The 20,022-nt window shown below is 56.5% G+C and carries 16 protein-coding genes; 8 read left to right on the top strand and 8 right to left on the bottom strand.

Annotated elements, in window-relative coordinates; genetic code table 11:
- The first annotated feature begins 191 nt into the window (after window positions 1–191).
- Window positions 192–1,235 carry a GMP reductase gene (locus FHW76_RS18790; protein WP_022066125.1) on the top strand — a complete coding sequence of 348 codons (1,044 nt, stop codon included), beginning with the start codon at window positions 192–194 and terminating at the stop codon, window positions 1,233–1,235.
- 36 nt (window positions 1,236–1,271) lie between these two features.
- On the opposite strand, the gene hofC is transcribed toward FHW76_RS18790, so the two are convergent.
- From hofC to nadC, 4 genes are all read right to left on the bottom strand, one after another.
- Entirely contained in the window at window positions 1,272–2,477 is a 1,206-nt protein-coding gene (gene hofC, locus FHW76_RS18785) for a protein transport protein HofC (protein WP_016160297.1), read from the bottom strand.
- The gene (gene gspE, locus FHW76_RS18780; protein ID WP_032756219.1) at window positions 2,467–3,852 is read right to left on the bottom strand and encodes a type II secretion system protein GspE; all 1,386 of its coding nucleotides are present in this window, start codon (window positions 3,850–3,852) and stop codon (window positions 2,467–2,469) included. The genes hofC and gspE overlap by 11 nt, the downstream gene beginning before the upstream one ends.
- Before the next feature lie 10 nt (window positions 3,853–3,862).
- Window positions 3,863–4,294: a prepilin peptidase-dependent pilin gene (gene ppdD, locus FHW76_RS18775; RefSeq protein WP_063106345.1), complete on the bottom strand. Its 432-nt coding sequence runs from the start codon at window positions 4,292–4,294 to the stop codon at window positions 3,863–3,865.
- A 181-nt stretch (window positions 4,295–4,475) separates the two neighbouring features.
- Window positions 4,476–5,369 carry a carboxylating nicotinate-nucleotide diphosphorylase gene (gene nadC / locus FHW76_RS18770; RefSeq protein WP_002888684.1) on the bottom strand — a complete coding sequence of 298 codons (894 nt, stop codon included), beginning with the start codon at window positions 5,367–5,369 and terminating at the stop codon, window positions 4,476–4,478.
- Window positions 5,370–5,502: 133 nt separating this feature from the next.
- Here nadC and ampD point away from each other — a divergent pair, with 133 nt between their 5' ends.
- Window positions 5,503–6,066: a 1,6-anhydro-N-acetylmuramyl-L-alanine amidase AmpD gene (ampD, locus tag FHW76_RS18765; protein ID WP_008807417.1), complete on the top strand. Its 564-nt coding sequence runs from the start codon at window positions 5,503–5,505 to the stop codon at window positions 6,064–6,066.
- Entirely contained in the window at window positions 6,063–6,917 is an 855-nt protein-coding gene (gene ampE / locus FHW76_RS18760) for a beta-lactamase regulator AmpE (RefSeq protein ID WP_012542846.1), read from the top strand. The genes ampD and ampE overlap by 4 nt, the downstream gene beginning before the upstream one ends.
- 119 nt (window positions 6,918–7,036) lie before the next feature.
- Here the strand turns inward: ampE and FHW76_RS18755 are convergent, their stop codons facing one another.
- From FHW76_RS18755 to aroP, 3 genes are all read right to left on the bottom strand, one after another.
- Window positions 7,037–7,987: a family 43 glycosylhydrolase gene (locus FHW76_RS18755; RefSeq protein WP_022066122.1), complete on the bottom strand. Its 951-nt coding sequence runs from the start codon at window positions 7,985–7,987 to the stop codon at window positions 7,037–7,039.
- Entirely contained in the window at window positions 7,987–9,393 is a 1,407-nt protein-coding gene (locus FHW76_RS18750) for a glycoside-pentoside-hexuronide (GPH):cation symporter (RefSeq protein ID WP_008807414.1), read from the bottom strand. The genes FHW76_RS18755 and FHW76_RS18750 overlap by 1 nt, the downstream gene beginning before the upstream one ends.
- 184 nt (window positions 9,394–9,577) lie before the next feature.
- Window positions 9,578–10,948, bottom strand: coding sequence for an aromatic amino acid transporter AroP (aroP, locus tag FHW76_RS18745; RefSeq protein ID WP_008807413.1), 1,371 nt, complete (start codon window positions 10,946–10,948; stop codon window positions 9,578–9,580).
- Window positions 10,949–11,592: 644 nt separating this feature from the next.
- On the opposite strand from aroP, the gene pdhR reads away from it, so the two are divergent.
- The 5 genes from pdhR to FHW76_RS18720 all read left to right on the top strand — a co-directional run bounded on the left by pdhR (window position 11,593) and on the right by FHW76_RS18720 (window position 19,166).
- Window positions 11,593–12,372, top strand: a complete 780-nt coding sequence (gene pdhR, locus FHW76_RS18740) for a pyruvate dehydrogenase complex transcriptional repressor PdhR (protein WP_002888699.1) — start codon at window positions 11,593–11,595, stop codon at window positions 12,370–12,372.
- Between the two features lie 137 nt (window positions 12,373–12,509).
- Window positions 12,510–15,173: a pyruvate dehydrogenase (acetyl-transferring), homodimeric type gene (gene aceE / locus FHW76_RS18735; RefSeq protein ID WP_008807412.1), complete on the top strand. Its 2,664-nt coding sequence runs from the start codon at window positions 12,510–12,512 to the stop codon at window positions 15,171–15,173.
- A gap of 14 nt (window positions 15,174–15,187) precedes the next feature.
- Window positions 15,188–17,086, top strand: a complete 1,899-nt coding sequence (gene aceF / locus FHW76_RS18730; protein ID WP_032731619.1) for a pyruvate dehydrogenase complex dihydrolipoyllysine-residue acetyltransferase — start codon at window positions 15,188–15,190, stop codon at window positions 17,084–17,086.
- Between the two features lie 206 nt (window positions 17,087–17,292).
- Window positions 17,293–18,717: a dihydrolipoyl dehydrogenase gene (gene lpdA / locus FHW76_RS18725; protein WP_002888731.1), complete on the top strand. Its 1,425-nt coding sequence runs from the start codon at window positions 17,293–17,295 to the stop codon at window positions 18,715–18,717.
- Between the two features lie 164 nt (window positions 18,718–18,881).
- Window positions 18,882–19,166, top strand: a complete 285-nt coding sequence (locus FHW76_RS18720) for a hypothetical protein (RefSeq protein WP_008807410.1) — start codon at window positions 18,882–18,884, stop codon at window positions 19,164–19,166.
- A 44-nt stretch (window positions 19,167–19,210) separates the two neighbouring features.
- Here the strand turns inward: FHW76_RS18720 and FHW76_RS18715 are convergent, their stop codons facing one another.
- Window positions 19,211–20,017 (bottom strand): DUF2950 family protein, encoded by an 807-nt coding sequence (locus FHW76_RS18715; RefSeq protein ID WP_012968929.1) that lies wholly within the window; start codon window positions 20,015–20,017, stop codon window positions 19,211–19,213.
- Between the last annotated feature and the right edge of the window lie 5 nt (window positions 20,018–20,022).

The following is a 20,022-nucleotide window of genomic DNA, read 5'->3' as shown; positions in this document are numbered from 1 at the left end:
CAAATGGTTAAAAATAATACGCTGGCGAGGAAAGGCATAAGCGCTTTTTTCTCCATTCACCAGGTAAATTTATACGATTGTAGCGTAAAAAAAGTGAAAATCGCAGTCTTGCGCAGGCCTGATTCGTGCGTATGATAACGTCACTGGAGTTGTGCTCTCACAATAATGCAATTAACCCCAGGAATTCGCACATGCGTATTGAAGAAGATCTGAAGCTTGGTTTCAAAGACGTTCTTATCCGCCCGAAACGCTCTACTCTCAAAAGCCGTTCTGATGTTGAGCTGGAACGTGAATTCACTTTCAAACATTCAGGCCAGACCTGGTCCGGTGTGCCAATTATTGCGGCCAACATGGATACCGTCGGCACCTTCAGTATGGCGCAAGCGCTGGCCACTTTTGGTATTCTGACCGCGGTACACAAGCACTACACCGTTGAGGAATGGCAGGCGTTTGTACAGGGCGCATCCGCAGATGTCCTCAAGCATGTGATGGTTTCCACCGGCACTTCCGATGCGGATTTCGAAAAGACGCAACAGATCCTCTCTCAGAATCCGCAACTGAAATTTGTGTGCATCGACGTGGCTAACGGCTACTCTGAGCACTTCGTGCAGTTTGTGGCGAAAGCCCGTGAAGCCTGGCCGCAGAAAACCATTATCGCCGGAAACGTGGTCACTGGTGAAATGTGCGAAGAGCTGATCCTCTCCGGCGCCGATATTGTGAAAGTCGGGATTGGCCCGGGTTCCGTCTGCACTACCCGCGTCAAAACTGGCGTCGGCTATCCGCAGCTCTCCGCCGTGATCGAGTGCGCTGATGCGGCGCACGGCCTGGGCGGCCAGATCATCAGCGACGGGGGATGCACCATGCCGGGTGATGTGGCGAAAGCTTTCGGCGGCGGCGCCGATTTCGTGATGCTCGGCGGCATGCTGGCGGGCCATGAAGAGAGCGGCGGAACCATCGTTGAAGAGAACGGGGAAAAATTCATGCTGTTCTATGGCATGAGCTCCGAGTCGGCGATGACGCGCCATGTTGGCGGTGTCGCGAAATACCGCGCGGCGGAAGGTAAAACCGTTAAGCTACCGCTGCGTGGCCCGGTGGATAATACTGCTCGCGATATCCTTGGCGGCCTGCGTTCAGCCTGCACCTATGTTGGCGCGTCGCGTCTGAAAGAGCTGACCAAACGGACGACCTTTATCCGCGTTCAGGAACAAGAGAACCGGATATTCAATAGCCTGTAAGCGGCTTCGCTGGCGCCTGTGCTGCGCCAGCGTTTCTCACCCTCCCGCCCCGCCAATGGCATCGCCCAGATGAAAAACGGGCAAATACATCGCCACCACCAGAATGCCGACCAGTGAACCGGTTATCACCAGCATGATGGGTTCGAGATGCGCAGCCAGACTGTCGGCTCGCTGATGCGTTTGCTCTCGATGATGGTGCGCCAGATTTTCCAGCATTTGATCCAGCGCCCCCGCGCTTTCACCCGTACGGATGAGCTGCAGGCACAGCGGAGTAAAACCGCCGCACCGGCTTAACGCCTGCCAAATCGGTTCCCCCTGGGCTATCAGCGTACGGGCTTGCGCCAGGCGCTGGCGCCAGAGTGGGCACGACAGAGTTGCTTCAACACTTTGCAAACCCTGCAGAAAGCTAATACCGGCGCTTTGGGTTAACGCCAGGATGGTAAAGATCAGGCTCAGCTGTTGGCCGCCGATCAGGGGGCCGATGAGAGGGAGCGCGTTCAGCAATCGCTGGCGACGCAGCAACCAGTCGCTACGCCGCCGGACCAGCTGGTTGAGCAGCAGCGGGCTCAGGAAAAGGGCCAGCAGTAGAGGCCAGCCGCGACTTAGCATGTCGCCTGCCGCAACGACCATCCGCGTCAACAGCGGCAGCGGCGTACTGAACGTCTGGTAGATGGCGGTGAACTCGGGCAGGACAAAATAGAGCATCCCCAGCACCACCAGCAGCGCCAGGGCGAGCACAATCAGCGGGTAACGCAGCGCTTTTTTGACCTTGCCGGCGAGCCGCTGCTGCTCCTGCTGTTGGTTGGCCAGCTGCAGGCAGCAGATATCAAGCTTGCCTGTCAGTTCGCCGGTGCTAATCATCGCCAGATAAAGCGGCGGAAAGGCTTGCGGCCACTGCGCCAGCGCGGTAGAGAAAGCTACGCCCTGAGCCAGCTCGCGGCCCAGGGACTCAAGCAGCGCTTGCCATTGCGGGTGTGGTTGCTGCTGCGCCAGCAGAGATAAACCGTCCGCCAGCGGCAGGCCGGCCTGCAGCAGGGTGGCGAGCTGACGGATCGTTTCGCTACTGTAGCGTGGGTGCCAGAGATTCAGCTTCACTGCACAGCGGCGCACGGCCAGCGGCATGACGCGCTGCTGCTGAAGGTCGTGCAGCACCTCCAGACGACTGGCTTGCCATAGCATCCCCTGGCAAGGGGCGCCGTGCGCATCGATACCGCGCCAGCGCCAGAGACGCTTAGTCGCCATGGGGGATCCCCAGCACCCGCACCACCTCTTCAAGGCTGGTCAGCCCCTGTTCGATAGCCTGACAACCGCTTTCAAAAAGCGTCATCATCCCCGCGGCTCGCGCCAGAGATTCAATTTCAATGGCATTCAGCCCCTGGACTATTCCCTGGCGTAACCCGGGGGTGACAGGCATGACCTCAAACAGCGCCAGCCTGCCGTGATAACCGTGATAACAGTGATCGCAGCCAGCCGCCTGCCAGCGCGGCAGCGGGCGTGGCCACAGGCTGTGCGGCAGGTCGGCGGCGCTACCGACATTGCGCCGACAGTGGGGGCACAGCTTGCGGACCAGGCGCTGGGCGATAACCAGCGAGAGCGCTGAAGATATCATCCAGCGGGCGATGCCCATCTGCTGCAGGCGGGTGAGGGTTTCGCTGGTGGAGTTGGTGTGCAGGGTGGAAAGCACCAGATGGCCGGTCTGGGCGGCTTTCAGGGCTATTTCAGCGGTCTCGGCGTCACGAATCTCGCCTACCATGACAATATCCGGATCCTGGCGTAACAGGGCGCGGAGTACGCTGTGAAAGGTGAGCCCGGAACGCGGATTAATTTGCGTCTGATTCATCCCGGCGATGGGGATCTCCAGCGGATCCTCGACGCTACAGATGTTCACTTGCTCCCGGTTTCTGGCCTGCAGGGCGCTGTAGAGGGTCACCGTTTTACCGCTTCCGGTCGGGCCGGTGACCAGCAGTAGACCCTGCGGCTGATTAAGCGCCTGGCGAAAAGCCGCCAGCTGGGAAGAGGAGAGTCCGAGGGCCTCCAGATCCAGGGCCTGGTCAACCTGATGCAGAAGACGCAGGACAATTTTTTCGCCATAGCGGCAGGGTAGAGTGGCGATGCGAAAGGAGAGCGGTCGTCCGCCGAGGTTCAGCGCGAACTGACCATCCTGTGGTAAACGATGCTCGGCGATATCGAGACTGGCCATGACCTTGAGTCGCGCGATAACCGGTGCCGCCAGCTCGGGGGCCAGCAACGGCAGGGCATGGAGGACGCCATCGACCCGCAGGCGGATGCGTAAATGCGTTTCCGTGGGTTCGATATGAATATCGGACGCCCGCTGACGCAGAGCCTGTTCGAGGATCTGGTTGACCCGTTCGGCGATATTCTCTGGCCCCGCGTTTTGCGCCAGTTGCGCCTGCTTTTCCTGGGCCTGCAGACGCTTGTCCATCTGTTCCTGGCTCCAGCATTCAATATCGATTCGCTTTTGCGTCGCGAAGCGCAGCGCCTCCATCAGCTCCGCCGGTGGGGTATCGACCACCGCAATGGCTATTGTCTGCTCGTCGCTATGCAGCAACATGGCGTGATAGCGGCGACAGAGAGGGATCAGCTGTTCTGTTTTCATGTGTTTGCCCTTACTTCATCCGGAAGACGTCTTCGCAGGCCTGCTGAAGGGCGCTGTTGCCGGTGATAGTGCAGACGCGCTGCCAGCCAGTGACGCCCTCGGCGTTATCCCAGGTCGGCGTCAGGGTGACGCCCAGTCCGTTCAGGCTTTCCTGGCCGGTGAGGGTGACGACCCCTTTGGCCACGCTCATGGCGGAGAGGTAGCGAGTGGTTGTCGGCGAGGGAATGCCGTTGCTGCCGCCGTCACATACCGTCAGGCCGCCATGATCGAGCGCGCAAAGTTCGATGGCCGTCCGGTAAGGGACAAAGGTCTGCAGCAGGTCGGTGAGGGCGGCTTTACGCAGGTAGTTCTGGTAGGCCGGGATGCCAATGGCACTGAGAATAGCGATGATCCCAATGACCACCATCAGTTCAATCAGGGTGAAACCACGTTGTTTATCCATAAGTCGCTCCTTGTTGTGACAGGAGCACTGTGACGGGATTTGGGATACCAGGCGAGGAGGCGAAAACAATCCGGGAAACCAGATTCCAGGGTTTTTACTTTGCTTACATGGTGGGCATGAACGGCTGCGAGTCGGCTCGCAAAATCAGGCCCTCACGCCCGGCAGCGTGAAGGCCAATTACTTAGCGAAAACGCATCGACAGGTCGAGCGCCTGCACATGTTTGGTCAGGGCGCCGACGGAGATATAGTCGACGCCGGTGTCGGCAAATTCGCGGATGGTGTCGAAGGTGACGTTACCGGAGACCTCCAGCGCCGCCTGGCCTGCGGTGATTTTCACCGCCTCGCGCATCAGGTCGGTGGTGAAGTTATCGAGCATAATGATGTCCGCCCCGGCTTTTAACGCCTGCTCCAGCTCATCCAGGGTTTCCACTTCCACTTCCACCGGCACATCAGGATGTAGCCAGAACGCCTTTTCCACCGCCTGACGGATCGAACCGGAGGCGATGATATGGTTTTCTTTAATCAGGAAAGCGTCGAACAGGCCCAGGCGGTGGTTGGCGCCGCCGCCGCAGAGTACCGCGTACTTCAGCGCGGTACGCAGCCCTGGCAGCGTTTTACGGGTATCCAGAAGTTGGGTTTTGGTGCCGGCCAGCAGGTCGACGTAGCGACGGACGACGCTGGCGACGCCGGAGAGAGTTTGCACAAAGTTCAGCGCCGTGCGTTCGCCGGTGAGCAGAATACGCGACGGGCCTTCCAGCTCGAACAGCGGCTGGTCGGCTTTGACCGCATCGCCGTCGGCCACGTGCCAGGTGATATTCACGTCGTCACCGGCGAGCTGAATAAAGACCTCTTCCACCCAGCGTTTGCCACAGAAGACGCCATCTTCGCGGGTAATGACCACCGCATGGGAGCGTGCATCCTGCGGCAATAATTGCGCGCTAATATCGTTGTTGGCGTCGACTTCGCCGCCCAAATCTTCCCGCAGGGAGTGTGCGACAGCATCGGTAATATCGAGGTTAATACGTTCCAGCAGCACGTCACGGCGGCGGTCGGGGTTGTAACGACGAGGCGACATGATAAAGCTCCAGATAGATAAGATTCAGAAGTGGGAAACATGCTAACCTGAACGACGTTTCAGTACCATACACACTTCATCCTTTGGGCCGGCGTGTGGCCCGGAAGCATGAGTTCGCGAAAGGAGATCCCGCATGCAGTTGAACGAGGGATGGCTGGTCGGCGCGCGTCGGGTTCCCTCGCCGCACCATGACTGCCGTCCGGATGAAGAAGCCCCTTCCTTACTGGTGGTGCATAACATTAGCCTGCCACCGGGTGAATTTGGTGGTCCGTGGATTGATGCGCTGTTCACTGGCACCCTGGATCCGCATGCGCATCCTTTCTTTGCCGAGATTGCTCATCTGCGCGTTTCGGCACATTGTCTGATTCGCCGTGATGGCGAAATCGTGCAGTATGTGCCTTTCGATAAGCGTGCGTGGCATGCGGGGGTCTCCTGCTATCAGGGGCGAGAACGCTGCAATGACTTTTCCATTGGCATTGAGCTGGAAGGCACGGATACCCTGGCGTATACCGATGCGCAGTACCAGCAGCTGGCGGCGGTGACGGAACTACTGATCACGATTTACCCGGCTATCGCCGAAAACATCGCGGGCCACAGCGATATCGCGCCCGTGCGGAAAACCGATCCAGGACCGGCCTTTGACTGGATAAAATTCCGGGCGCTACTCAGTGCGCCGTCAGATAAGGAGACATCATGACGCTGTTTACGACGCTGCTGGTGCTTATCGCCGAACGGCTGTTTAAGCTGGGCGAACACTGGCAGCTTGATCATCGGCTGGAGGTGGTGTTCCGCCGGATAAAACATTTTTCGCTGCTGGGCACGCTGCTGATGACGGTGGTGGCTGTCGCGGTGGTGTATCTCATTCAGCGCCTGCTGCAGGGGCAGCTATTTAACGTACCTCTGCTGGTGTTCTGGATCTTGCTGGGCCTGTTGTGCATCGGGGCAGGCAAGGTTCGGCTGCATTATCATGCCTATCTGAAAGCGGCGTCGCGCAATGACAGTCGCGCCTGCGATGCCATGGCCAGCGAGCTGACGCTGATCCACGGCGTACCGCCGGGCTGCGATGAGCGTGAATATCTGAGTGAGCTGCAAAATGCGCTGCTGTGGATTAACTATCGATATTACCTGGCGCCGCTTTTCTGGTTTGTGGTGGGGGGCGCGTGGGGGCCGCTGACGCTTATCGCTTACAGCGTACTGCGCGCCTGGCAGACGTGGCTGGCGCGCTACCAGACGCCGCATCACCGTTTGCAGTCTGGGATCGATGGTCTTTTGCATATCGTGGACTGGCTGCCGGTGCGTCTGGTGGGGGTTGTCTATGCTCTGGTGGGGCATGGAGAGAAAGCGCTCCCGGCGTGGTTTGCCTCGTTAGGCGACCGCCATTCATCGCAGTATCAGGTATTGACCCGCCTGGCGCAGTATTCCCTGGCTCGTGAACCGCACGTGGATAAAGTGGCGACCCCGAAGGCCGCGGTGTCGATGGCCAAGAAAACCTCGCTGGTGGTGGTGGTGATCATGGCGCTGCTGACGATTTACGGCACCCTGGTTTAACGGCCTGAGCCCGCGTTCAGCCTGCCACGATGCATGCACCTGCGGGACTCTTGTTGCCGGGTGGCGGCTTCGCCTGACCCGGCCTGCAGAACCGCGTCAGCGGGCTTCATTCCGAACCGCTACAGCGTATCCGCCGGTGGGATGCCGAAGTCGGGCATCCCGTCCTCCCTCCAGCTGACGAGTTTTAACCGCGTATGGCGATTGGGGTCATACAGTGGATCGCCTTCTATCTCGGTGTAATTCCGCGCGTGATACACCAGCACATCTTCCCCTTCCGGCGTTTGGGTAAAACTATTATGGCCCGGGCCATACTGGCGGTTTTCATAGCTGGTACGAAAGACCGGCTGCGGGGCTTTATGCCAGTTCGTCGGCTGCAGCGGATCGGCCTGCAGATCGATCCAGAGTAACCCCATGCAGTAGTTTTCATCGGTGGCGCTGGCGGAATAGCTGATGAACAGCTTATCGCCATGCACCAGCACCGCAGGACCTTCGTTGACCTTAAATCCCCGGCACTCCCAGTCGAACTCCGGCTTGCTCAGCATGACCGGCTCGCCTTTTAGCGTCCACGGGTTGGCCATTTCAGCAAGATATAAGTTTGAGTTGCCTTCGATATGCGGGGATTTTTGCGCCCACAGATACCAGCGTTTGCCCTGATGGATAAAAGTAGTGGCATCGAGGGCGAAGGTATCGAAAGGCGTGACCACCTGGCCTTTTTCCTGCCAGCGACCGGTCAGCGGATCGTTGTCGGCGCACTCGAGAACGAACATGCGATGCTGGAACATCCCCAGCGCATCCAGATCGTGAGTATGGGTGGCGGCAAAATAGATATACCACTTACCGTCTATTTCATGCAGCTCCGGCGCCCAAATCAGCTGGCTCATCGGCCCGCTTTGCGGCGCGCGCCAGACCACTACCGGCTCAGCATCGCGCAATCCTTCAAGGGTGGCCGCGCGCCGGATCTCCAGCCGGTCATATTCCGGTACCGAGGCAATAAAGTAGTAGTGATTAAGGTGGCGCAGAATAAAGGGGTCTGCGCGCTGTTCAATAAAGGGGTTTGGCCAGTTGTTCATCAGGCTTTCCTTACGTGTTCACTGGTTTTCAGTTCCTGGTATTCGTTCAGCTCGCTGTAGTTGCTGCGGCGCTTCTCTAAATCGCTTTGAATCTGGCGCATCAGGGTGCGGTCAACCTTCAGCAGGCGCACCACGCCGGCGGTGATCAGATAGCCGACGCCGGGGATGACCGAGAATAGGAGCACGATGCCGTTGAGGGCGGAGGCGCTTTGCGCTTTCGCGCCGGCGTCGTAGCCGTACCATGACAGCAGGAAACCGACCATTGCTCCGGCGACCGCCAGGCCGACCTTGAGGAAGAACAGATTGCCGGAGAAGCTAATGCCGGTGATGCGCTTACCGGTTTTCCACTCGCCGTAGTCGTCAACGTCGGACATCAGCGACCAGTGCAGCGGAGAGGGGATCTGATGCAGGATGTTGAGCAGGAAGTAGAGCACCATAATCAGCGTGGTGGCGTGCGGATTAAAGAAATAGAAGGCGCAGGAGAAAATCGCCAGCACGATGTTGGTCCAGAAGAAAACCTGCAGTTTGCACCAGCGGTCGGTGAGGACTTTCGCCAGCATGCTGCCAATCATCATCCCGACCACGCCGAGGCTGATAAACAGGGTGGCAAAATGGGTGCTTTGTCCCATCACCCAGGTGACGTAATACATGGTGGCGGCCATGCGAATAAAGCCCGGGCAGACGTTGCACAGCGTGAGCAGCAGGATGCGCACCCACTGGTCATTTTTCCACACGTCTTTGAGGTCTTTTTTCAGTTCATCATTCGTCTGCACCGCCGGGTGTATGCGTTCACGCACGGTAGCGAAGCAGAACAGGAACATACACATGCCGATAAAGGCCAGCACGGTCATCGCCATCTGGTAGCCCTTCGCTTTATCGGCGCCGCCGAACCAGTCGGCCATTGGCAGCAGCGTCAATGACAGCAGCAGCGTGGCGATACCCACCATCACAAAACGATAGGACTGGCAGGCAACGCGTTCTTTCGGATCAGCGGTCATCACCGTTCCCAGCGAGCAGTAGGGGATGTTAATCGCGGTATAGGTCACCGACAGCAGAAAGTAGGTCACGAACGCATAGATAACTTTGCTGTTATAGGTCCACTCAGGAGTAGTGAACATCAGCACGCTGAACAGGGCGTAGGGGAAGGCAATCCACAGTAGCCATGGACGAAAGCGGCCATATTTACTGCGGGTACGGTCGGCAAGGGCGCCCATAATCGGATCGGTCACCGCATCGATGACGCGCACCGACAACAGCAGTACGCCGACCAGCGCCGGCGCCAGGCCGAAGATATCGGTATAAAAATAGTTAACAAACAGCATGATGGCGCCAAATATGATATTGCATCCGGCATCACCCATCCCGTAACCAATCTTTTCCTTTATTGATAGTCTATTGTCTGCCATGTGCGGTCTCTCCGTTGCAGTATGGAGAGAATTATTGGCTGCTATCGAGGGAAATACGTTGCAGGAACTCGTTAACGATATGGATATATCAGCTATGGAGGGGAAAGTGTGAAGCAGATAACAATGCTCTGCGCCCGTTATTCAGGGAGGGGCGCAGAGCAAAGAGAAATATTTATGAGATGTATTATTGTGCTTTTATGGTGGCGGCGGCTTTCTGTTTAAACAGATAGCCCACGCCCAGCACCGCAATCCATACCGGGATCAGCCAAACGGAAATCGCCATCCCCGGGGTCATCAGCATAATCACCAGCACTGCCGCCATAAACAGCAGGCACACCCAGTTACCCAGCGGGTAGAAGAGGGCAGGGAAGCGAGTGGTGACCCCCTGCTGCTGTTTGGCGCGACGGAATTTCATATGCGCCAGGCTGATCATCGCCCAGTTGATAACCAGGGCCGAGACCACCAGCGCCATCAACAGGCCGAAGGCGGATTCCGGCGCCAGGTAGTTTATCAGTACGCACAGCGCGGTCACCAGGGCCGAGACGAGGATGGTATTCACCGGCACGCCGCGTTTGTCGACGCTGAGCAGCGCTTTCGGCGCGTTACCCTGCTGGGCAAGGCCGAACAGCATACGGCTGTTGCAGTAGACGCAGCTGTTATAAACCGACAGAGCCGCCGTCAGCACCACGACGTTAAGGGCATTTGCCACCAGCGTATCGCCAAGCTCATGGAAAATCAGGACGAATGGGCTGGTGTCCGCGGTCACGCGGGTCCACGGCAGCAGGGAGAGCAGCACCGCCAGCGAGCCAACATAGAAGATCAGGATACGGTAGATAACCTGGTTGGTGGCTTTCGGAATGCTTTGCTCCGGATTATCCGCTTCCGCCGCGGTGATCCCCACCAGCTCCAGACCGCCGAAGGAGAACATGATGATCGCCATCATCATTACCAGTCCGGTAAAGCCGTGCGGCAGGAAGCCACCCTGATCCCACAGGTTACGTACCGTCGCCTGCGGGCCGCCGTTGCCGCTGAACAGCAGCCAGCCGCCGAACAGAATCATCGCCACCACGGCGACCACTTTGATAATCGCGAACCAGAACTCCATTTCCCCGAACACTTTCACGTTGGTCAGGTTAATGGCGTTGATAGCGATGAAGAAGACCGCCGCAGAGGCCCAGGTCGGGATTTCCGGCCACCAGAACTGGATATATTTGCCGACGGCGGTGAGTTCCGCCATGGCCACCAGGACATACAGCACCCAGTAGTTCCAGCCGGAAGCGAAGCCGGCAAAGCCGCCCCAGTATTTATATGCGAAGTGGCTAAACGAACCTGCTACCGGCTCTTCCACCACCATCTCACCCAACTGACGCATGATCAGAAAGGCGATAAAGCCGGCGATAGCGTAACCAAGAATGATACCCGGGCCGGCGGACTGAATGACGGACGCGCTTCCCAGAAACAGGCCGGTGCCGATAGCCCCGCCCAGCGCGATAAGCTGAATGTGGCGGTTTTTCAGGCCGCGCTTCAGCCGATCGCCGTGCTGTTGACCTTCCATATGAAACCTCGTGTGTGGTTATTTTTTGTGTACGTCATCCGTCAGGTTGCTGCTTCTCTGCTGTCCCTGCCAGAAAGCATAGCCAGCGAAAATTTGGGCGAAGTGGCCCACTTTTTACCTGAGTGATGGCGCGCACATATTGTTGTGTTTGTGTATTTAGCGACTTCCGTTTCTGTATTGTTTTGTTTACGGAAGGCGGTGTGGTAATTCAAAAAAAGGCCTTTCGTCTGAGGGAGAATAGTGTTAAGCGCGACCGAATGCACCTGCTTTATGAAGGGATGATGACGATGTGTCTAAAAAGACATCAATAGACACATTCAGTATTATTCCATCGCATTACCCATGAGTGGTTATTTATTCTGTTAATTTGATTTTTTATTCATCTATGGCGCAGTTGAATCGGTTCAGATAGCGTAATTTTTCGTTTCCATAAAGTTAACGCTACCCCTTTGTGAGTAAACGTAACATTTGTGCAAGGTTACATTTCTGAAATGTTATTTCTGTAAGGTTGTTAAAATGTCCGCGGTTTACTGATTTCAATCAAAACCTGTATGGACAGAAGGTGAATACTTTGTTACTTTAGCGCTACGAACTTTAAATTGGTAAGACCAATTGACTCCGGGCTAATGGCAGAGACAGGGAATATGGCCTACAGCAAAATCCGCCAACCAAAATTATCCGATGTGATAGAGCAGCAGCTGGAGTTTCTGATCCTTGAGGGGACCTTGCGCCCCGGTGAAAAACTTCCGCCCGAACGCGAACTGGCTAAGCAGTTCGACGTTTCCCGCCCCTCGCTGCGTGAGGCGATTCAACGCCTCGAAGCCAAGGGCTTGTTGCTTCGTCGTCAGGGAGGTGGAACGTTTGTTCAGAGCCGCCTGTGGCAGAGCTTCAGCGATCCGCTGGTCGAGCTGCTGTCCGATCACCCTGAATCCCAATTCGATCTGCTTGAGACCCGTCACGCGCTGGAAGGCATCGCGGCTTATTACGCGGCGCTGCGCAGCAATGATGAAGATCGCGATCGTATCCGCGAGCTGCATCAGGCCATTGAACGGGCGCAGCAGTCGGGCGATCTGGACGCTGAGTCCGGCGCCGTCGTCCAGTATCAAATCGCCGTCACCGAGGCGGCACACAATGTGGTTTTGCTCCATCTGCTAAGGTGTATGGAGCCGATGCTGGCACAAAACGTTCGTCAGAACTTTGAATTGCTGTATGCCCGCCGGGAAATGCTCCCGTTGGTCAGCAACCATCGTACTCGCATTTTCGAGGCGATAATGGCCGGGGAGCCGGAGCAGGCGCGTGAGGCGTCGCACCGTCACCTGGCGTTCATTGAGGAAATTTTGCTGGACCGTAGCCGTGAGCAGAGTCGTAGAGAGCGCTCACTGCGTCGTTTACAGCAACGAAAGGACGAGAACTCCGGTTCTTAAGCGCCATTTTTAGAGCGCGGCAACTAAACGCAGAACCTGTCTTATTGAATTTTTGGTTGTTCAAAGGTGAAGAACGAAGAGTTCAATGGGACAGGTTCCAGATTAATCAACGATTAGATAGATAAGGAATACCCCCCATGTCAGAACGTTTACCAAATGACGTGGATCCGATCGAAACTCGCGACTGGCTACAGGCGATCGAATCGGTCATCCGTGAAGAAGGTGTTGAGCGTGCTCAGTATCTTATTGACCAACTCCTTTCTGAAGCCCGCAAAGGCGGGGTGAAAGTGGCTGCTGGCGCATCGACCGGCGGTTACGTCAACACTATTGCCGTTGAAGATGAACCGGAATACCCGGGTAATCTGGATCTGGAACGTCGTATCCGTTCTGCGATCCGCTGGAACGCGATCATGACCGTTCTGCGCGCATCGAAAAAAGATCTCGAACTGGGCGGCCACATGGCTTCCTTCCAGTCTTCCGCAACCTTCTACGAAGTGTGCTTCAACCACTTCTTCCGCGCACGCAACGAGCAGGATGGCGGCGATCTGGTGTACTTCCAGGGCCACATCTCTCCGGGCGTGTATGCGCGTGCTTTCCTGGAAGGTCGTCTGACTGAAGAGCAGATGAACAATTTCCGTCAGGAAGTTCACGGTAAAGGTCTGTCCTCTTATCCGCACCCGAAACTGATGCCGGAATTCTGGCAGTTCCCGACCGTTTCTATGGGTCTGGGCCCAATCGGGGCAATTTATCAGGCTAAATTCCTGAAATATCTGGAACACCGTGGTCTGAAAGACACCTCCAAACAAACCGTTTATGCTTTCCTGGGCGACGGTGAGATGGACGAGCCGGAATCTAAAGGTGCGATCACCATCGCCACCCGCGAGAAGCTGGACAACCTGGTCTTCGTTATCAACTGTAACCTGCAGCGTCTTGATGGCCCGGTAACGGGTAACGGCAAAATCATCAACGAACTGGAAGGCATCTTCGCGGGCGCAGGCTGGAACGTTATCAAGGTTATCTGGGGCGGTCGTTGGGATGAGCTGCTGCGTAAAGACACCAGCGGTAAGCTGATCCAGCTGATGGAAGAAACCGTTGACGGCGATTACCAGACCTTCAAATCCAAAGACGGTGCATATGTGCGCGAGCACTTCTTCGGTAAATATCCGGAGACCGCGGCGCTGGTTGCCGACTGGACTGACGAGCAGATTTGGGCCCTGAACCGCGGCGGCCACGATCCGAAGAAAGTTTACGCTGCACTGAAAAAAGCGCAGGAAACCAAAGGCAAAGCGACCGTAATCCTCGCCCATACCATTAAAGGTTACGGCATGGGTGACACCGCTGAAGGTAAGAACATCGCCCACCAGGTTAAGAAAATGAACATGGACGGCGTACGTTACGTCCGCGATCGTTTCAACGTGCCGGTTGCCGATGCCGATCTCGAAAAACTGCCGTACGTCACCTTCCCGGAAGGTTCCGAAGAGCACACCTATCTGCACGCTCAGCGCCAGAAACTGCACGGCTATCTGCCGAGCCGTCAGCCGAACTTCTCTGAGAAGCTGGAGCTGCCGACGCTGGAAGATTTCGCTCCGCTGCTGGAAGAGCAGAATAAAGAGATCTCTACCACTATCGCATTTGTTCGTGCCCTGAACGTGATGCTGAAGAACAAATCCATCAAAGACCGCCTCGTGCCGATTATCGCCGACGAAGCGCGTACTTTCGGTATGGAAGGTCTGTTCCGTCAGATCGGTATTTACAGCCCGAACGGCCAGCAGTACACCCCGCAGGACCGTGAGCAGGTTGCTTACTACAAAGAAGACGAGAAAGGCCAGATCCTGCAGGAAGGGATCAACGAGCTGGGCGCAGGCGCATCCTGGCTGGCTGCGGCGACTTCTTACAGCACCAACAACCTGCCGATGATCCCGTTCTACATCTACTACTCGATGTTCGGGTTCCAGCGTATCGGCGACCTGTGCTGGCAGGCAGGCGACCAGCAGGCTCGCGGCTTCCTGATCGGTGGTACTTCCGGTCGTACAACGCTGAACGGCGAAGGTCTGCAGCACGAAGATGGCCACAGCCATATTCAGTCGCTGACTATCCCGAACTGTATCTCTTACGATCCGTCCTATGCATACGAAGTGGCGGTCATCATGCATGATGGCCTGGAGCGTATGTACGGTGAGAAACAAGAGAACGTTTACTACTACATCACTACGCTGAACGAAAACTACCACATGCCGGCCATGCCGGAAGGCGCCGAGGAAGGTATCCGTAAAGGTATCTACAAACTCGAAACCATTGAAGGTAGCAAAGGTAAAGTTCAGCTGCTGGGCTCCGGTTCTATCCTGCGTCACGTTCGTGAAGCAGCGCAGATCCTGGCGAAAGACTACGGCGTGGGCTCTGACGTGTATAGCGTCACCTCCTTCACCGAACTGGCGCGTGATGGCCAGGATTGCGAACGCTGGAACATGCTGCACCCGCTGGAAACCCCGCGCGTGCCGTATATCGCTCAGGTAATGAACGACGCTCCGGCCGTGGCATCCACTGACTATATGAAACTGTTCGCTGAGCAGGTTCGTACTTATGTACCGGCTGATGATTACCGCGTACTGGGTACCGATGGCTTCGGTCGTTCCGACAGCCGTGAAAACCTGCGTCACCACTTCGAAGTCGATGCTTCCTATGTGGTCGTTGCAGCGCTGGGCGAACTGGCTAAACGTGGTGAAATCGATAAGAAAGTGGTGGCTGACGCTATCGCGAAATTCGACATCGATGCAGAAAAAGTTAACCCGCGTCTGGCGTAAGAGGTAAAAGAATAATGGCTATCGAAATCAAAGTACCGGACATCGGGGCTGATGAAGTTGAAATCACCGAGATCCTGGTCAAAGTGGGCGACAAAGTAGAAGCTGAACAGTCGCTGATCACCGTAGAAGGCGATAAAGCCTCTATGGAAGTCCCGTCTCCGCAGGCTGGCGTCGTGAAAGAGATTAAAGTCTCCGTCGGCGACAAAACCGAGACTGGCAAACTGATTATGATTTTCGATTCCGCCGAGGGTGCAGCAGCCGCTGCACCTGCGCAGGAAGAGAAGAAAGAAGCCGCGCCGGCTGCGGCTGCGCCAGCAGCTGCAGCGGCAGCGAAAGAAGTTCACGTCCCGGATATCGGCGGCGATGAAGTTGAAGTCACCGAGATCATGGTTAAAGTGGGCGACACCATCGCCGCTGAGCAATCCCTGATCACCGTAGAAGGCGATAAAGCCTCTATGGAAGTGCCGGCGCCGTTCGCGGGTACCGTGAAAGAGATCAAAATCAACACCGGTGACAAAGTGTCCACCGGCTCCCTGATCATGATCTTCGAAGTGGCGGGCGCTGCGCCTGCCGCCGCACCTGCTCAGGCTGCTGCTCCGGCGGCGGCTGCTCCAGCTGCGGCTGGCGGTGCGAAAGACGTTAACGTACCGGACATCGGCGGCGACGAAGTTGAAGTCACCGAAGTGATGGTCAAAGTCGGCGATAAAGTGGCTGCCGAGCAGTCCCTGATCACCGTCGAAGGCGACAAAGCGTCTATGGAAGTGCCGGCGCCATTCGCAGGTACCGTCAAAGAGATCAAAATCAGCACCGGCGATAAAGTCAAAACCGGTTCCCTGATCATGGTCTTCGAAGTGGAAGGCGCTGCGCCTGCCGCCGCGCCGGCTCAGGCTGCTGCTCCGGCACCGGCTGCTGCACCGGCTCAGGCCGCTAAGCCTGCCGCTGCACCGGCTGCGAAAGCAGAAGGCAAAACTGAATTCGCTGAAAACGATGCTTACGTTCACGCGACGCCGCTGATTCGCCGCCTGGCGCGCGAGTTCGGCGTTAACCTGGCAAAAGTGAAAGGCACCGGCCGTAAAGGTCGTATCCTGCGCGAAGACGTTCAGGCTTATGTGAAAGACGCGGTTAAACGCGCTGAATCCGCACCGGCGGCTGCCGCTGGCGGCGGTATCCCGGGCATGCTGCCATGGCCGAAGGTTGACTTCAGCAAGTTTGGTGAAATCGAAGAAGTGGAACTGGGTCGTATCCAGAAAATCTCTGGGGCTAACCTGAGCCGTAACTGGGTGATGATCCCGCACGTTACCCACTTCGACAAAACCGATATCACCGATCTGGAAGCGTTCCGTAAGCAGCAGAACGCCGAAGCTGAGAAGCGTAAACTGGACGTGAAATTCACCCCAGTGGTCTTCATCATGAAAGCCGTTGCCGCTGCGCTTGAGCAGATGCCGCGCTTCAACAGCTCGCTGTCCGAAGATGGTCAGCGCCTGACGCTGAAGAAATACATCAACATCGGTGTGGCGGTTGATACCCCGAACGGTCTGGTGGTTCCGGTCTTCAAAGACGTGAATAAGAAGAGCATCACCGAGCTGTCTCGTGAACTGACCACCATCTCGAAGAAAGCGCGCGATGGCAAGCTGACGGCTGGCGAAATGCAGGGCGGTTGCTTCACCATCTCCAGCATCGGCGGCCTGGGCACTACCCACTTCGCGCCGATTGTTAACGCGCCGGAAGTGGCCATCCTGGGCGTGTCTAAGTCCGCGATGGAGCCGGTATGGAATGGTAAAGAGTTCGTTCCGCGTCTGATGATGCCGATCTCTCTGTCCTTCGACCACCGCGTCATCGACGGTGCTGATGGTGCCCGCTTCATTACCATCATTAACAACACCTTGAGCGACATTCGCCGTCTGGTGATGTAATCGAAAAAGCCGGCCTGACGGCCGGCTTTTTTCTGATAACCTCAGGCTGTTGGGGATTATCAGCAACAAAGGACAAAATCGTTTGCCGTTTGTTGTTTAAAAATTGTTAACAATTTTGTAAAATACACGCGGATAGAACGTCCCGGTGGACTTGGGCGTAAGAATAATAGCGTCAGACCCGCCGGATATAAATTACAGAGGTCATGATGAGTACTGAAATCAAAACTCAGGTCGTGGTACTTGGGGCAGGCCCCGCAGGTTACTCTGCAGCCTTCCGTTGCGCTGATTTAGGTCTGGAAACCGTCATCGTAGAACGTTACAGCACCCTCGGTGGCGTTTGCCTGAACGTGGGTTGTATCCCGTCTAAAGCGCTGCTGCACGTGGCAAAAGTTATCGAAGAAGCGAAAGCGCTGGCCGAACACGGCATCGTTTTCGGCGAACCGAAAACCGACATTGACAAGATCCGCACCTGGAAAGAAAAAGTTATCACTCAGCTGACCGGCGGCCTGGCTGGCATGGCTAAAGGCCGTAAAGTGAAAGTGGTTAACGGTCTGGGTAAATTTACCGGCGCCAACACCCTGGAAGTGGAAGGCGAAAACGGTAAAACCGTGATCAACTTCGACAACGCCATCATCGCGGCGGGCTCCCGTCCGATTCAGCTGCCGTTTATCCCGCATGAAGATCCGCGCGTATGGGACTCCACCGACGCCCTGGAACTGAAATCCGTACCGAAACGTATGCTGGTCATGGGTGGCGGTATCATCGGTCTGGAAATGGGTACCGTATACCATGCGCTGGGTTCAGAGATTGACGTGGTTGAAATGTTCGACCAGGTTATCCCGGCTGCCGATAAAGACGTGGTGAAAGTCTTCACTAAACGCATCAGCAAGAAATTCAACCTGATGCTGGAAACCAAAGTGACTGCCGTTGAAGCGAAAGAAGACGGTATTTACGTTTCCATGGAAGGCAAAAAAGCGCCGGCTGAAGCGCAGCGTTACGACGCCGTGCTGGTCGCTATCGGTCGCGTACCGAACGGCAAAAACCTCGACGCAGGTAAAGCGGGCGTGGAAGTGGACGATCGTGGCTTCATCCGCGTTGACAAACAAATGCGCACCAACGTGCCGCACATCTTTGCTATCGGCGATATCGTCGGTCAGCCGATGCTGGCGCACAAAGGCGTACACGAAGGTCACGTTGCCGCAGAAGTTATCTCCGGCCTGAAACACTACTTCGATCCGAAAGTGATCCCGTCCATCGCCTACACTGAGCCAGAAGTGGCATGGGTTGGTCTGACTGAGAAAGAAGCGAAAGAGAAAGGCATCAGCTACGAAACCGCCACCTTCCCGTGGGCTGCTTCCGGCCGTGCTATCGCTTCCGACTGCGCAGACGGTATGACCAAACTGATCTTCGACAAAGAGACCCACCGTGTTATCGGCGGCGCGATTGTCGGCACCAACGGCGGCGAGCTGCTGGGTGAGATCGGCCTGGCTATCGAAATGGGCTGCGACGCTGAAGACATCGCGCTGACCATCCATGCTCACCCGACTCTGCACGAGTCTGTTGGCCTGGCGGCAGAAGTCTTCGAAGGCAGCATCACCGATCTGCCAAACGCCAAAGCGAAGAAAAAGTAACTTTTTCTTTCAGCTAAAATGCATAAGCGGCTCTAAGAGCCGCTTTTTTTATGCCTGATGTTTAGAACTATGTCTCCGTTCATAAACCGCTACACCTCATACATACTTTGAAAATAATCACGCCATAAACTTATAGGCAGTTAACGATATAGTTGAGGTGTGAGATGAAACGCTTTTTAACCGCAGCGCTGGTCGCTGCAACGTGCCTATCCGGTGTGGCCTGCGCGGCTGACGCCACCATCCCCTGGGCGGACAACAGCGGTGGCACGGAAACGACCCATATCGCGGCGATGGGGCAGGATCTGAATGCCCAGCATCAGCAGGTGACGAAGACGAATGAAGGGGTATGGGCGGCGAACTCCGGAAGCATCAGCGCTGATGAAGCGGCATTATCCAGCACAAAGCCGACTTTTGCTGGCGATCCGTCTCTGATGCCCCATCAGGGCTAAGCGAGTAGAAACGCCAGGTTGCTTGAGGGCAACCTGGCGTTTTTTTATGGTTTGACAACCTGCCAGCCGGCGTCAGCATCGGGGGCAAAGCGCGTGATGGCCTGCGCTTTTGCGGCGCTCTCTTCGCCGAGATTAGCCTGATAAACGGTATCGTGCAGATCGATCATAAAGCTCATCACTCCGGTTTCACCCCATTCCACAGGCCAGGCAAGCAAGGCCGCATCCTGGTCATCGCGGCCTGCGATAATGCGGAAACGATAGCCATGATAACCGGCGCCGGGCTCCGTCGGGCTGAATGCCGGCCCCAGCGGGCTGGGCGTCTCACCCGGCGACGTCGGCCAGTACAACCCATCTTTTTTGCCTTCACTGCTGATGATTTTCTGCGCCCAGCGGTGATTAAGCTGGTAGTAATCCTGCTGGGCGTCAACGTAAGCGTGCATGGCGGCTATCGCTGACAGTTCATTGCGACCGATGGCGCGGGTGAGGATCTCCTCTTCGCCTGCGGCCATATCAAAGCGCCAGCCCTGAGACGTTTTTACGATAGGCACCGGCAACCGCCATGCCTCGCTGCCGACGTCGAGCCAGGCGTTATCACCCTGCTGCACGATGACATGTTTTACCTGCCAGTCGCGCTGAAAACGGTCGACGGCGCTGGGGTCGATCCCATCGGTAGGTAAAAATTGCTGCCAGTTATCGCCGAGCACCTTGCTCAGCGCCGCTTCATTTTGCTGGCTGAGCGCCTCAGCCAGCGCGCTCGCGGCCTGCTCCGGGGTAGAAAACTGCTGCTGGGCGAAGGCGGCTAACGGTGACAGCATCAATGTGAACAGGGCAATAGGTAATAGGTTTCTCATTCTGC

The sequence above is a fragment of the Klebsiella sp. RC2 genome (assembly GCF_014192815.1).
Classification (GTDB): Bacteria; Pseudomonadota; Gammaproteobacteria; order Enterobacterales; family Enterobacteriaceae; genus Klebsiella; species Klebsiella variicola.
Note: the sequence above shows the minus strand (reverse complement) of the source record. Positions and strands in the feature narration are given on the sequence as shown.

Bases quoted from the DNA above. Each gene is read 5' to 3' on its own strand.
- FHW76_RS18790 (WP_022066125.1), top strand. From the start codon at position 192: ATGCGTATTGAAGAAGATCTGAAGCTTGGTTTCAAAGACGTTCTTATC.
- hofC (WP_016160297.1), bottom strand. From the start codon at position 2,477: ATGGCGACTAAGCGTCTCTGGCGCTGGCGCGGTATCGATGCGCACGGC.
- gspE (WP_032756219.1), bottom strand. From the start codon at position 3,852: ATGAAAACAGAACAGCTGATCCCTCTCTGTCGCCGCTATCACGCCATG.
- ppdD (WP_063106345.1), bottom strand. From the start codon at position 4,294: ATGGATAAACAACGTGGTTTCACCCTGATTGAACTGATGGTGGTCATT.
- nadC (WP_002888684.1), bottom strand. From the start codon at position 5,369: ATGTCGCCTCGTCGTTACAACCCCGACCGCCGCCGTGACGTGCTGCTG.
- ampD (WP_008807417.1), top strand. From the start codon at position 5,503: ATGCAGTTGAACGAGGGATGGCTGGTCGGCGCGCGTCGGGTTCCCTCG.
- ampE (WP_012542846.1), top strand. From the start codon at position 6,063: ATGACGCTGTTTACGACGCTGCTGGTGCTTATCGCCGAACGGCTGTTT.
- FHW76_RS18755 (WP_022066122.1), bottom strand. From the start codon at position 7,987: ATGAACAACTGGCCAAACCCCTTTATTGAACAGCGCGCAGACCCCTTT.
- FHW76_RS18750 (WP_008807414.1), bottom strand. From the start codon at position 9,393: ATGGCAGACAATAGACTATCAATAAAGGAAAAGATTGGTTACGGGATG.
- aroP (WP_008807413.1), bottom strand. From the start codon at position 10,948: ATGGAAGGTCAACAGCACGGCGATCGGCTGAAGCGCGGCCTGAAAAAC.
- pdhR (WP_002888699.1), top strand. From the start codon at position 11,593: ATGGCCTACAGCAAAATCCGCCAACCAAAATTATCCGATGTGATAGAG.
- aceE (WP_008807412.1), top strand. From the start codon at position 12,510: ATGTCAGAACGTTTACCAAATGACGTGGATCCGATCGAAACTCGCGAC.
- aceF (WP_032731619.1), top strand. From the start codon at position 15,188: ATGGCTATCGAAATCAAAGTACCGGACATCGGGGCTGATGAAGTTGAA.
- lpdA (WP_002888731.1), top strand. From the start codon at position 17,293: ATGAGTACTGAAATCAAAACTCAGGTCGTGGTACTTGGGGCAGGCCCC.
- FHW76_RS18720 (WP_008807410.1), top strand. From the start codon at position 18,882: ATGAAACGCTTTTTAACCGCAGCGCTGGTCGCTGCAACGTGCCTATCC.
- FHW76_RS18715 (WP_012968929.1), bottom strand. From the start codon at position 20,017: ATGAGAAACCTATTACCTATTGCCCTGTTCACATTGATGCTGTCACCG.